Source organism: Anaerolineaceae bacterium oral taxon 439 (assembly GCA_001717545.1).
Taxonomy (GTDB): domain Bacteria; phylum Chloroflexota; class Anaerolineae; order Anaerolineales; family Anaerolineaceae; genus Flexilinea.
The window spans coordinates 898,964-913,055 of record CP017039.1 but is presented as its reverse complement, the minus strand read 5'-3'; the positions used below and the strand labels follow the sequence as shown (position 1 = coordinate 913,055).

Sequence of the window (14,092 nt, the reverse complement as noted above, 5' to 3'; positions counted from 1 at the left end):
GGCTCCACCCGATTCGATTCAATTAATCAGGTCTTTCGATCGCTGCTTTTCCGATTTATCCCGCGGCGAACCTCCCCGCCGAATCATTTCGTTCATCAGCTTCCGTTTAATCCGCTCTTTCTCACCGGCACGGATCAGCGCGATTTCATGCGCCCGCTGGAGCGCGTAGGGATACAGCATCCCATCGATCATTCCCGCCTGCGCGACCAGCGCCGCATGCAGCGTGTCGATCGACGCCGGCTCGCGCGCGACCCAATCCGGAACTTCGACGCGCGCAATCGTAGCCCGCTTCCGCGTCCGGAACCGCTGCGCCCCCTGAAGGTTCAGGTAAAAGAAATAGACCGCCAGAATTTCCTCGTCATCCATCCCCGAATTCACCGTCGCCAGCTGGAAGACCGCCGAACGCTCGGTCGGTCCCAGAACCGACGCGAAAAGCCCAGCGTCCGTCAGCGTTTTCGGGCCGGATTCCGACGTCTCCTGATTCAGCGCTGTCTGCGCCATGCGGACGACGAGATCGGAACCCGGACGGTCGATATAGCCGGCGTAAAGGACCCCGCGCCGCGCCATGACCTGATACGCGGTTTCAATCCTGCGCCGGTCCTCAGGCGAAAACGCCCCCGCCGCCCCGCTCACCGGCTTCCGTAGCTGAAAGATCGAGATCGGACCGTCGGTCAGCGCCAGGACCGGCTCCCGATCGGACGCCAGACCGGCGACAGCCTCCGCAATCAGGCAACGTTCAGAAAGATCGCGCAGGTACGAAACGCGGAATTCGTCGAGCCGCTCGCCGTCACTGAATTCGTCGAGAAGCTCGGTCGTGACCGTCTCGACCGGAACGATTCCCGAACCCGGCCGCGTCTCGAATAATCCGATATTGATCAACCCGAAACGGATTTCCTCGTGCCGATTGGGGATCACCTGCGACCCGTCGGCGGCCAAAATCGTCCCCGGACGCCGCGCGTTTTCCGGAAGCGGGAAGCCGCGGTCGATCGCCTCATCGGTCGGAAGCGCGATATGCGCTGCCTGTTTCCCGGATAAATTCGTGCGCACGAGCGCTTCGATATCCGTCCGCCCGGCTAACGCCGCGAACGACGTCCGGAGCGCGGAAAGGCTCGATTCCGCCTGCGACTGCCGCTCGACGGCGTGATCGCTGAAATCGCGGATCTGCGGAAGGAGGTTTAAGAAATCGACCGGCATAGTTCGATTATACCCGCCTTTATGAAACGAAAGAGAATGCCTCAAATCGAATTTTATTTCAATAAAATTCATCTACTTAATCGTCAGTGCATTGAATAACCCTCATTCGACCAAAGGTCTCCCCCTACGCGCTGTGCGCTGGAACAGGAGGGAGGCTCAATACACTGACTCTGGATAATTTTTTTGTGGAAACCGGGGAAAATCACCGGTTCCCACGCCATATACCCCTGTTTTCTATGCCATTCGCAAGGGCATGGCTATCCTCTAATCAGAAAAATACTTTGATAATATTCACCTAAACATTTCGAAGTCCCGGCTTTTGGGACAGCCGCCAAATCCAAGCTCCGTCTTCCGAAATTTTACTGATGAAGCGCGTCGCGAAGCTCGCGCGCCCGGCCGGAAATCGAATGATCGATCAGGATATTGCCGCTATGAACGACGACGCCGCCGAGAATTTTCGGGTCGATCTGGAAAACGACCTCGCCGTCGTCGCTCAGACGCGGCTTCAGCTCCTCAGTAACGAGCGCCCGTTCGTCGTCGGTCAGCGCGATCGCGGTCGTGACTTCGATCCGCGGCAGGTTCGACTGAAGCTCCTCAGGGACGGACAAGAACTTCCGGTCACGGATCCCGGTAAACAGCTCGATCAGCATTTGCCGCTGTTTATCCGGATCGATTTTCAGGTTCTCCTGAATCAACTTCTTCGCCCCCACAATCGACAGATCGATGATCTGGTCGCGTAAGTGCGTCAGCATCAGATCCCGCTCCTGATCCAGGTAGGCTTTCGTACTACGGAGCTGCTTAACGTTTTCGGCGTCAAGCTGCGCCTGGTAATCCTCGCGGAGCTTAATCGTCTGATCCGTGGCCGTCTTAATGATCTCGGTCGCCTTCGCCTCGGCGCTGCTGACAATCTCCGCGGCGCGCTGCTCCGCGTCGGCGATCATCTGCTTCGACTTGCGCGCGTTTTCCATTCCGGAATCGATAACCGCCTGCCGCTCGCTCGCGACCTTCTGAACCGGGCCGACGATAAACCGCGCGATGATCAGGTAGGCGATGATCAGGCAGATCGTACTGACGAACAGGTTCCCGGCGTTGATCCCCAAAGCGCTGAATGCTGCACCCATGATCTGACCCGCTTTCGAACTAACTGAACAGCATCAGGAACGCGATCACCAGCGCATAAATCGCGATCGATTCGGCGAACGCGATCGCCAGAATCATCGCCGACATGATATTTCCCTGCGCCTCCGGATTGCGCGCGATCCCGCTCAGCGCCGACGTTCCGATCATGCCGATCGATATGCCCGCGCCCGCCAGCGATAGCATCGCAATTCCCGTACCAATGTATTTTGCCGCTTGTGGATCCATTCTCAATTCCCCCCGGATTTTTCCGAATCTTTACTCTTTCTCATGCTGAACGGCCATGTTCATAAAAATCGCCGTCAGCATGCTGAAAACAAACGCCTGAATCAGCCCGAAAATCATCTCATAAAGCTGTAAAAACGATGTCAATACCACCGGGACCATGTACCCCAGGAACAGCAGGAGCACGCTGCCCGCAAACATATTTCCAAACAGTCGGAACGCGAACGATAAAACCTTCGCGGCTTCGGAAACCAGCTCCAGAACGCCGACGAACGTGTCGATAAAAAATCCGCCCGCCTTCTTCCGGAAACGCTCCGCCTCCGCCTTCAGCGCTTTCCCGTCAGCCTTCGCCAGGAGGTCCTCGCCGGATTTCGGCGGATCGCCGCCGCGGACAAGGAGAATCAGCTTCGCGATCCCCGCCTGCAGGCCCGCGCCGATCAGCCGTCCCAACATCGCGATATACCCCAGCGGGAGGAACTTCGTAAAATAGCGCCAGCCATTGGCCCGAACGCCGAACGCCTGGATCATCAGGACCGACCCGATCGCCAGGCTCAGCGTAAAATTCAGCGACGTCGACGCGCCGCGGAAGAAGCTGACGAGCTCATAGCCCTGCGCCCCCTCCCCGGCGATCCGGTTCGTAACCGCGTAAAGCCAGGGGGTCCAGCGCTCGGCTGCCAGCCCGCCGTCAGCGGGGACCGCGACACCGACCGTCTCAAAAAACGGGAGAACCTTCGTCAAATTCGCGAGCAGGACGTAAAAGAAGAACGTAAAGTAAAACGGCAGGATCCGCCCGCTCCATTTCGGATCGATCGACCCTTTGACCATTCCAGTCAGCATGTCCATCGTCGTTTCGAGGTACAGGATCAGTCCGGACGGTCGTCGTACCGCGCTCTTAACCCGGAAACGGACCGCGATCGACAATCCGATCAGGATCACGAAAACGAGGAACACCGCCATCAGCGTATTCGTCAGGTATACCGGTCCCACGCCCGGAATCGTAAACCAGGGCGCCGGTTCGCCGCCCGCCCCCACCAGCAATGACTCTGGGACGACCCGGATGACCGGCTTGACCGGCGGATAAACCCTGACGGCGACAATATTCAAAACCACCAGCGCCGCAAGGAGAACGAGCGTCAGCGCCGGAGAGCGCTTTTCTTTTTTCGCGCCGGTTCCCGACCCCGGTTCGATTCCGCCTCCCGGCGCAGCCGTTATTTCAGTCATCGTCAGAATCCCTTTCGCCGTCCGCCAATCGCGTTTCCGCCGGCGGATTTCCTTTCAATTTCATCGCGGCAATCGTCCTGAACGCAATTTTCACGTTCAGGTAAAGCGAAACGCCGATGCCGCACAGCCCCGCCAGAATTGTCAGCAAAGGAGCGGATCCGGCACGTCCGTCGAGCCATTGGCCAAGACGCACCGCGCCCAGGAAACATCCGAACGTCACGCCCGCGATCAACGCCGTCATCTTTCCGGCATGTCCCCAAAAAACGGGATCGATTTTCGACGCTTCAGACGCCCATTTCCGGCGATCCTCCATGCTGCCCCTCCCCGAACGACAGGGCCTTCCCCAAAACGGAAAAACCTCCGTCTCGGGAACGATCCCCGCCAAGCGATTTTCCGCTTATCCGATATTATACTCATTTTCATCCGGGAATTAAGGCGGAATATGAGCCTTCCGGCACCTTCCGCAACAAAAATAAGGACCGGGGCGTGCTCCTCCAATAGAAAACGGGCGCGAATCTCACGCCCGTTTTCTATTTCACTCAATCTCCGTTCCGCGTCGCGGGGGAAAGGCTCCCCATAGGGCCGGCTCTCCCCGCGCCGGGTTTCGTTACTCGACGTCGATCAGGACGCCGCGGACGAGACGGCGGTACTTGTACTTCTGCTCGCCTTCGTCATAGGCTTCGCAGGTCATCAGCGTGACCCAGCTGCCTTCTTTCGATACCATCATCTGGTCGACATCCGTTTCCAGCAGCTGCTCAGATTCACGGATTTCGTACGTGTACGTCTTCCCGTAAGCCGTGATCGTGAAGCGGTCGCCGTAGCGGAGGTTCTTCAGTCCGAAGAACGGACCCGGGTTGTTGTACGCGTCCCAGACATGCGCCGTCACGATCGAGTTCCCGTCCCAGGTCGGATACGCCGACCCTTCGAGGTAGCCCGCCTTCTTGCCCAGCCAGCTGACGTCCCAGGTTCCATCCTGTTTCGGGATCCCGGCGATTTCGAGCGTCTGGTTCAGCCCCGGAATATTCAGCGTCAGCTTCGAATCCTGATACAGCTTCGCCGCGGGCTGCTCCGGCAGGACCGTGACCCGGCCCGGCGTGAAGCCCGTGCGCGGGAGGGCGTCCGCCCAGTCGGTGAAGCCCGGTACCGGCGGATCGTAATGCTCGACCGTTTCGCCGTAGCGGCGGTTGACAAAGGTACAGATAATACTTTCACCTTCATCGAGCCCGACGTAAGCCGAGGCCGTACCGACGTCGCCGTGAGTCGGGGTGTTCCCGATCTCGCCGCGCTCGATACAATTGACTTCGACCAGATTCCAGAACTCAACGCCCTGTTCGGTAATCTGCCACTGCGTGCCTTCCGGCGTCATGTTCGCCTGGATCAGGTATTCGCCGTCGCCGATCGTACCGCTCAGCTTGCCCGCGAAGTAGAACTTGTTCGGGACGCCGGACGGGATCGTCTCCTTGCGAATCATGACCGTATTCTTCGGCGCGTTGACGAAGGTCACTGTCACCTGCTCCTTCGGTTGGACCGTAAAGGTCAGGACTGACTGCCAGCCTGTAAAGGTTTCGCTGCCCAGCGGCGCCGGAGGCGTCGCCACGCGCTCTTCGTTGAGACTGACCATCGGACGGCGGCCTTCGATCGAGCTCTTGACGACCACGTCGATCGTGACCCATCCGTCGATATTCAGCTGTTTGATCTGATACGTGCCCGGAGCGACTTCCTGCGCGTTCGGGATCGTATCGTTGGCAAGCAGGTTGAAATCCGTGTAACCGGCGCCGCTCACCAGGTACTGATACGTCGGGTAGACCGGCTGAGCCGGGTTCGGAAGCGTCTGGTTGTGGACCGTGATCTTCCCGCCGACGAGACTGCGGAGCTTGTATCCGCAGGCCAGCTGCGCCTGATCCGGGACGTTCGGAATCTTGAACACGCCCGTCATCTTGCCGGAGAAGTTAAATTCCGGATCGATCGTCAGCGGCGCCGGCGGCGTTGAACCGTCTAACGGCTGCGACGTACAGTTGATCGCCGTCACCTCCCAGGCGTCGAGATCGAGACCGTTGATCCTGACCGTATGCTCGACCGCCGGGATATCCGTGACGATCATCGTATCCGGGTACGTCGGGTCGGTCGGATTATTGTCGATCCGTTCCGTATGGCTGTCGCCGTTGACGTTCGACACCGCGATTTCAAACGATTCCGAGGTCGCCGGATCGGTTTCAACCGCCACCGTCAGGATACCCTTCTTCGTATTGATGACCGTCAGGTCGCGTTCGATCTTGACATAGCCCGGAACGACCCAGTCGGCGCCGGTCGCGTCGACTTCCCTGACCGTAAAGACGTACGGGACGCCGGTCGAATCGGTCAGCTCGACGCCGCTCCAGTCCGCCTGCAGCGTTCCGTCCGGGAGCTCGATAATCGCCGCGCCCGGAACTTCTTCGACCGGATTGGAGCCCAGCTGGCGGTACAGCTTGAACCAGATCGACGGATGCGGCGAGGTACCCGACTGCCAGACTTTATTCGCCGTGACCGTACCGCTCGACTGATACGTGTTCGTCACGTTCAGCCCGCTTTCAGCCTTCGTATAATTCGCCGGGACAAACGCCAGGTCCGTGCCGGTCGAATCGGTTTCATGGACCTCAAACTCAAGCGGGTTGCCGTCGATATCTTTCGACGCAACGCTGTTCCAGGTGACCGTCGTCGTCCCGTGCGGAAGCGTCATGACCGGCGCGCTCGCGACCGGGGCGAACGGATCGATCGTCCCCTGCTTTTTGCTGTACAGCACGAAGTAAACATCCGGACGCGTCAGCGTACCGCCGCCCACCCAGGTCTTCGTCGCCGTCACGCTCGTCGTTGGCTGCCGGTAGTTCAGCTTGATCTTGACCTCGCGGTCCGTCGTCAGCTGAACCGTTGGCGCCGGATCAAACGTAATGTCGTAGTCCACCAGGTCGGTCGCCGCGTTCAGGACCGAAATCGTGTAGTTGAAGAGCGTTCCGTCGATATGATTTTGCGGCAGCGACTCAGTATGTTCCCACATGGGAACTCCGGTCATCGTAAAGTCATTCGTCGTCGGCGGATTCGCGCCGGCAACACCCTGAACGCGAACGTTAACGTTCGGCCGCGGCAGCGGTCCGCCGTACCATTCGACCTTGACCGTCAGATTCCGCTGCTGCGGATTGCAGGTATTCGTAACCGTCAGGTTGACATGATCATAACCCGGAACACCACACTGCGGCATGCCGCTCGTATCTTCGCTCACCTCGTAGGTATAGTCAATCCCTTTCTCGTCCGTAACGGGCAGGCCCGGCACGACCTTCGCCCATTTCATCGGATCGCCAGGCACCTGATCAGCGTCTGTCAACTGAACAGGGGTTACGACCGGCGGATTGGAGCCAATAGAGCGCTCCAGATTAACCGTGACCGGATTCGCGCCGACTCCGCCGCTCCAGATTTTCGTAACCGTACGGTCGCGCTTCTCCGGCTCGAATGTATTGCGAATCGTGAAACCGGTCGCGACAGTGCCGGTGATATTACTTCCGTCCCCTGGGATCGGCCACAACGCGTTATTGATAGTCCCCGCCGCGTGCGCCTCCCTCACGCGGAACTGCAGCGGGCCCGCCGCATTCGCGCTCTTGACGCAGAATTTAACCGTCTCAAAAACGGTATTCGGACTGTTCGGCGCGGTAAGCAGCGTCGTGACCAGAGACGGATTGTTGGCGGCGCATCCGCCAACGCCAGGAGTCTCCAATGGAGCCGGCGACCAGGTGTTGCCGTCGTTCGACTGCTCCAGCGTGATATCGACCGGTTCGCGCTTGAGCTGGCCGTTCACCCATTCCTTCGTCACGTTAATCTCGATCGTCGAGATCCTGTACTCGTTCGTCACCGTATTCGGGCTCAATCCGCTGAGCGGTTGTTTCTCGAACGGACACCCCGCCGGGAGCGGACTTTCGTCAACATAGTAATAGGAACCCGCTGGGTAGGATGTTCCTACATCCTTCAGATTATTCCAGGTATGCTCCCAGTGATGAGTCCCCGCGTCGGCGGCCGCTAACGTAACCGGATTATCGGGCAGCGGGTTATTAGCCGCGTCCGTAGTCACTAAGCTGTTGGCGCCCCCGGCGATATGGACCATGAGCTTCAGCTCTACATCGCAGTACGGGCCAACCGATCCGATCCAGACCTTCTTACCGGAAAACGACCCTGCCGCCTGGATCAGCTCGTAGGTCACCTGCAGGTCTTTGTTCTCCGTAATCACCGGCTGAGGCGGCATCGCGGTCTCATCGATCTGCTGGAAGCCGACCGGAGGCGCGGCGTCATCGATGAAATAGCAGAATTTCTTGCCGGTCGTTTCCTCTTCGCCGAGGAGCCCGCTCCATTCATGCATCCAGTGATGCGTCGCAGCGTCCGCGCCGTTCAGTGTCACCGGAGCCTGGACCGCCGTTTTATTGCTATAATCGCAGCCGCCCGCTTCTACCTTTGCCCTGTACAGCTGCAGCGTGACGCTCGCGCTGTCGATCGCCGCGCCGCCGTTATTCCAGACGACCTTCCCAATGACCTTACCGTTTTCGTCCTGCGGCGTATTCGGATCGTCATATGGCGGGACCTTGTATTTGTTCGTAACTGAATACGGATTCGCGTCGGGGATCTCTTCGTAGATCGCGCCAGGCGCGAGCCCGACTTCCTCTACCGCATATTCGAAAGTCGTGGTATCCAATCCCATCCAGGTATACTGCCAGTTATGCGCGGGATGCCCAGTCACGTTATCTTCATCCAACTTAACCGGATTGGCGACCCCCGGCGCCAGTTCCCATGTCGCGCCGCCATTTCGCTTCCGCATGAGCTTCAGCGAGACGCCGATCCGGTTGTTATCGCGGCCGCCCTGCCAGACCTTGACGCCGGTCACCGTTCCCGGCTGCGGGGCTGCCAGGTTCGTCACCGTCAGCGTATCGTTGTCGGTAATCGGCGTCGGGTCGCTCTGGCTCTTAACCTTCGTATACCCGGCCGGCACGGCGCTTTCATCGATGAAATAACGATAACGCAGGCCCGTCGCCTGGTCCTTATCCTGCAAGCCCATCCACGTGTTCTTCCAGTGATGCGCCGCCGCGTTTGCCAGGGTCAGGGGTACCGGATTAACGATTCCGCCAACCGCCGGGACCTGTTCTTTGGTTCCCGGGCGATCCGTTCCGTCCGCGTTGAGAATCACGCGATAAAGAACCAGCTGCACGTCGGCGTACGTTCCGCCGATCCATTTTTTCTCGCCCGTAACCGTCTGATTATTCTGGACGATGAAGGTATTGGTAACGGTTTTCCCGTCAGGGCTGATCGTGCCCACCCAACCGGCCAGGAACACGTCCTCCTCGACCCGGTATTCATAATCGTCCCCATTCGCGTCCGTCTTAAGGACGCTCCATTTCACTGTCCAGTTCCCGCCCGCGTCGGGCGTAACCGTCGCCGGGTTATCGCCCGTATACGAAGCGTCCGGAGCGACGATTTCCGACGGATCGACCGCGACATAGCTCGCGCCGACCTTCCGTTTCAGCGTCAGCTGGATCGACGCAGGCTTCGTCGCTTCCGTCCCGCCCGACCAGACCTTCGTTCCCACGAAATCGATCCGCGGCGATTGATACGTATTGACGACCGTGAACTTTCGTCCGGTCCCATCGACCGAAACCGTCGGATTCGGATAATCCGTCAGCGCCGTCTCCTTGACACAGAATTTATACACCGCCGCGTCAGTGATCGCCTTCAGGTTGGTCTTCCATTTCACATCCGTCGTGCCGTTCGGAAGCGTCACGGGGTTGCTCGCGCTGTACCCCGGCGCGCCGTCCAGCTCCGCCGCCGGAACGTCCTCGTAGCCCGTACAGGCGCCATCGACAGGCTTCGTCAGGTCGGTCGTTCGCGTTAAAGTCAGCTCAACGCCCGGACGTGGCGCCTGCCCGCCGACCCAGACCTTCGTCGCTTCGACGTCGGCCATCGGCGGCACGTACTTATTCGTAATCTGCAGCTCCGACGTACCGTTCGGATCCTGAATGTAACCCGGAACCGGCTGTTCGATCACCATGAATTGATAGGGGGTTCCGCCCGGGGAGGTCTCCGTCGTCCGCCAATGAACCTCGACTTGTGCCTGTCCATTCGGGGTATTCACCTTATACGGCTGCGTCTTCGGACAGGCGCCGCCGCAGTCGTCTAATTCCGCGTTCGGCACGTTCTCCCAATTCGCGCCGCCATCCGCCGAACGCTGCAGCGTGAAGCGGACGACCGGTCGGGGATCCGAACCGCCGTTCCAGATCTTCTTCGTGGTCACATCCGTCATCGTCGCCCGATACCGATACGTCACGGTCAGGCCCTTGTGGGTCCCCGCCGGCAGAGGAACCAGCTCAAAGTTCGCCGGCGCGGCGCTTCCCTCGACAAAATAGAAATACCGGACCCCATCCACGTTCGTCGCCGGCAGGTCATCGTTGGGATTCGTCTTATCGTCAGTCCAGGTATGCTTCCAGTTATGCGTCGCCGCGTCGTTCGAATTCAGCGTCGCGTCCGTGATCGCCGGACTCGTCACCGAAACGACCTCTTCCGCGCCGCAGTTTCCCGCAACCGAGCAATCCACGTTTTCCCCAAGCCGCCACTGCCTTTTCAGCGTCAGCGTGACCACCGTGTTCGGCGGGATCGTAACGCCCGTCGGGAGCCACTTCACCTCGGCTGTAACCGACCCATTCCCGGTCATCGGATCCGGATTGATCGTCGGCGGCACGTACGTATTCGTGATTTCGGTCTTCCCGCCCGTATACGTCTTGACGTAATTCGTCGGAGCCGCCGCGCCCGTATTCAGGCCGGAAGGCCCGGCGGGAACGCCCGCCATCGGAGATGCATTCGTAAAGTCAGCGCCCAGATTCTCGTCGACATAGTAATCGATCGTCGTGACGCCGTCCTTTTGATACTTCGGGACGCACCAGTAAACGTCCTGGTCGTTGTTTACCGCGACCAGACCCACCGCCTCGTATGCGGCAGCAGGGCAGCCAGTCGCCGCGTCCATATAGATCGGCTGCGGGACGACCTCGTTCAGCAAAGCGTCTTCCGGGATGGTCAGATGCTCCGCCCCGCCGACGGTATGTTTCACGTATAAGCCGAGCGTGATCACCGGTCGCGGAAGCGCATTACCGTTGACCCACTTCTTCGTTCCCTTGATCGCAATGCGCTCGACGTTAAATCGGTTGACAATTTCGAGCGCGGAGCCGCCGGACGCGCCGTCCGTCTTGTTGTAGCCCGCCGGCGTCAGGTCGTTCCCGGATGCGTCGGTTTCAACGATGTAGTAACTGTAAGCGCATCCGTAATCGTTCATCTTCGGGATACCGGTGAGTGGGAAAACTTTCTCAGATTTAATGTCGCCGTGATCCGGCCCCGTCGTCCAACCACCCTCGCCGAGCTCGTTGATCTTGATACGGACCGGGTTCCCGCCAGAAACAACCTGTTCCGGCAAGCCCGGCACACAGGCTTCGCTATTTGAAATCGCCGTCCGCATCAACGTTAAATACGCCTCCGGCTTCGGCATCGGACCGTTATACCAGGTTACCTTTGCGTTCAAAGGCGGAACGCCCGGATCGCCGTAATTCTGCTTGTTCAGCACGTTCGACAACGCGCCCGCGCCCGCGCCCCCCGCAGGAGTAAACGCAGCCGAAGCGTAACCGACGATCTCGCCGCCCACGATCTCCGCCGTCGCGCCTTCCGCCTTCCATCTTTCAAACGGTTGGGAAGCGGGGAACTTCGCTTTTTCGTACAAACGGAATTCATATTTTCGATTCAGATCGTTTGAATCCGGCCCCTGCGGAACGCACCATTCAAACGATTCCGCGTTCGCGCTGCCCATCGGCTCAACCGGGTTCACCTGAGGACAGGGGACTGAGTTGATCTCCGCCCTCAGCATGGACGCGGGTACGTCTGTCCAGGGGGCGCCCGAACCTGCCTCGCGATACTGGAGGCTCATCAGGAACGTCCCGGCACGCCCCAGCGTAATATTCGGGTCCCAATTCTTCTGCCCGGTGATTCTTACCGATTCCGGCGATGGATAGCGAAAATCGAAGTAACAGTGATAATCGTAATTCTCATCGCCAGCGTTCTGATTCGCGCCAGTATTGAGCTCGCAGGTACCGGACAGTGCCGCAGGTCCATAGCCGCCAGCGCCGCCAGGCGTAACCGCGCCCGCCGTAATCGAATATGACAGCGGGATATTCAGATTCGACCGGGCCCCGTAAGCCGTCAGGTCTTTTGTTGCCGTGATGGATGACTCGGTATTTGGCTGCGACGAGCCGTTCAGCGGAACCGGATTGGTTTCGCCCGCAACGACCAGATCCGCCGGCGAACCGCTCAATTGCGCCGTCGTATCCGGATTAGCGGTCGTCATATTCGGTTTCGTCCAACGGGAAGTGATCTTGACCCGGAGCTTACTCGCTACAACTAACGGCGAACCCGTCGTCTTGCTGAAATTCGCCCCGGCGTCCTTCGAATACCAGACCTTATGTTCTGAGGTGTCATATCCACGCCCATTCGCCATCATCGTTACTTCAAACTTATCTGAAGCGCCGACAGGGATCGACTGGCCATTCTGGACCTTGATTCGATACGCCGTGACCTGCTTATAATCGGCCACCGTTGTCACCCAGTTATTATCGCAGGCAGCGTCTTTGACCCCTTGAACCGGATCATCGGCCGGCATCCCCGCCTTGGTACAATACTCGATCCGATAACGAGTCGGATTCGGGTTGGTAATCTGCGCGTTCAGCCTGGATCGCGAACCGGTCCCCGAATCCGGGAATGCCTCGTAAACGACGCCGCCGGAAACCGCGGCGCCGTAAGCCGCTAATTCTACCCGGTATGTATAGGTATCGCCGCGCGCGACGTTCGTCAGACGGCTGTACCCTGTCGAACCAAAATAAGAAATACCCTTCAGGTCGCTGGCAGGCTTCACGGCCTTTACTGTAATTTTATCGGTAAATATCTTTTCGCCGGTATTGCCGTTGTTGTTTCCATCGTCCGTGTCAACGCCAATATTGCCGATCGACGTACCGACGAGATTACCGCCCTTTTTAAGCTGGTACTGTCCGCTGGTCCCAACTTCCGTAAGCGTATCATAATTGCTCAGCGCCAGATAACCCTTCAGATTATCCGAATTCGCAGCCGCCATCGTCGGCACATAGTTGACCACCAGATTGAACTGGCCATATTGCGTCGGCGACACGATCACATGCTGGAACGTCTGGAACGTCATGGTAACTTTTTTCCGGCCGCCCGAGATATTCGTCACCACCGGCGCGCCGATCAGCTTCGCCTGAACTTCGCTGTTCGTCACGCGCGCGCTCGCGAATTCATATCCGGCCGGCAAAATCGCCGAAAATATCATATTCTGATATTCGCCCGACGAGACCATTTTCGTCGTCAGGAAGCTGAACGAAGCCGAACCGATATCGTTGACATTCGTCGAAATCTCAGATGAGCCGCTTTTGAACTGGAACGTCGGGGTCGGGACATTAAAAATACCGTTCGTGCTGGTCGACACGTTACCGCCGCTCCCGTAGAACTTGGCGTAGTTACAGACGATTTCCTTTTTCAAAGGTGTCTGATCACCCGGGTCCCCTGAACAGACGACCCCGCCGCTTCCGCCGATAAAATTCGATGGATCGACAAATGGGTTCAGAACGCGGAAATACAGATCGATCTTTCCGGCGGCGCCATTAAAATTCGAACCCTGCCCGCCGTCATCCTTAAACGTAAACCGGATCTGGTCGTAGGTCGCCGTGTTATTCGACGCCACCGGATTCCCGTTTGTATAATCCGAGATCTGCGCCGCTAATCTTCCGGCGGCGGCGCTGTCGACCGCGTTGGTCGCGGAACCCTGCTCCCCGAGCGGTATACTCGCGGGAGGCGTGCCGCCCGGAGCCGTCCACTTCGTCTCCCAGCCGCTGCCGTCTTTTTTATGGACCTCGATTTTCGCCATCTGCCTGGCGAAAGGACCGTTGACGACAATGCGCTGAATGAAGAGCCGTTCGTCGAACTTCGGATCCTCGATCTTATAAATCCGCTTATTCCCCGGCGAAATCGTATCCAACGTAAATTTAAACTCAAACGTCGGCAGCGTCAACGGGTCGACCGTCGCCGCGCCGCCGCGGACCATTTTCCGCATCCCGGTCGTATAGTTCGGGCTTGGATTAGAGCCCTGCCCCACCGCCGGCAGCGCCGTCCCGAAGATCGCGATAACCAAAAGCAAGGTCATAAACAAATACGGGAATCTCTTTGTTTTCGAACTCATAGCGTGTACCTCACTATCCTATAT

At 58.6% G+C, this 14,092-nt stretch carries 6 protein-coding genes; all 6 read right to left on the bottom strand.

Annotation, left to right across the window (positions count from 1 at the left end):
- Window positions 1–18: 18 nt before the first annotated feature.
- Window positions 19–1,266: a hypothetical protein gene (locus BEQ56_04125; protein AOH42734.1), complete on the bottom strand. Its 1,248-nt coding sequence runs from the start codon at window positions 1,264–1,266 to the stop codon at window positions 19–21.
- A gap of 287 nt (window positions 1,267–1,553) precedes the next feature.
- Window positions 1,554–2,294, bottom strand: coding sequence for an ATP synthase F0 subunit B (locus BEQ56_04120; protein AOH42733.1), 741 nt, complete (start codon window positions 2,292–2,294; stop codon window positions 1,554–1,556).
- Between the two features lie 40 nt (window positions 2,295–2,334).
- Window positions 2,335–2,559 carry an ATP synthase F0 subunit C gene (locus BEQ56_04115; protein ID AOH42732.1) on the bottom strand — a complete coding sequence of 75 codons (225 nt, stop codon included), beginning with the start codon at window positions 2,557–2,559 and terminating at the stop codon, window positions 2,335–2,337.
- Between the two features lie 30 nt (window positions 2,560–2,589).
- On the bottom strand, window positions 2,590–3,777 hold the full coding sequence (locus BEQ56_04110; GenBank protein AOH42731.1) for a hypothetical protein: 1,188 nt from the start codon (window positions 3,775–3,777) through the stop codon (window positions 2,590–2,592).
- Entirely contained in the window at window positions 3,770–4,162 is a 393-nt protein-coding gene (locus BEQ56_04105; protein AOH42730.1) for a hypothetical protein, read from the bottom strand. The genes BEQ56_04110 and BEQ56_04105 overlap by 8 nt, the downstream gene beginning before the upstream one ends.
- A gap of 222 nt (window positions 4,163–4,384) precedes the next feature.
- Window positions 4,385–14,068 (bottom strand): hypothetical protein, encoded by a 9,684-nt coding sequence (locus BEQ56_04100; protein ID AOH42729.1) that lies wholly within the window; start codon window positions 14,066–14,068, stop codon window positions 4,385–4,387.
- Between the last annotated feature and the right edge of the window lie 24 nt (window positions 14,069–14,092).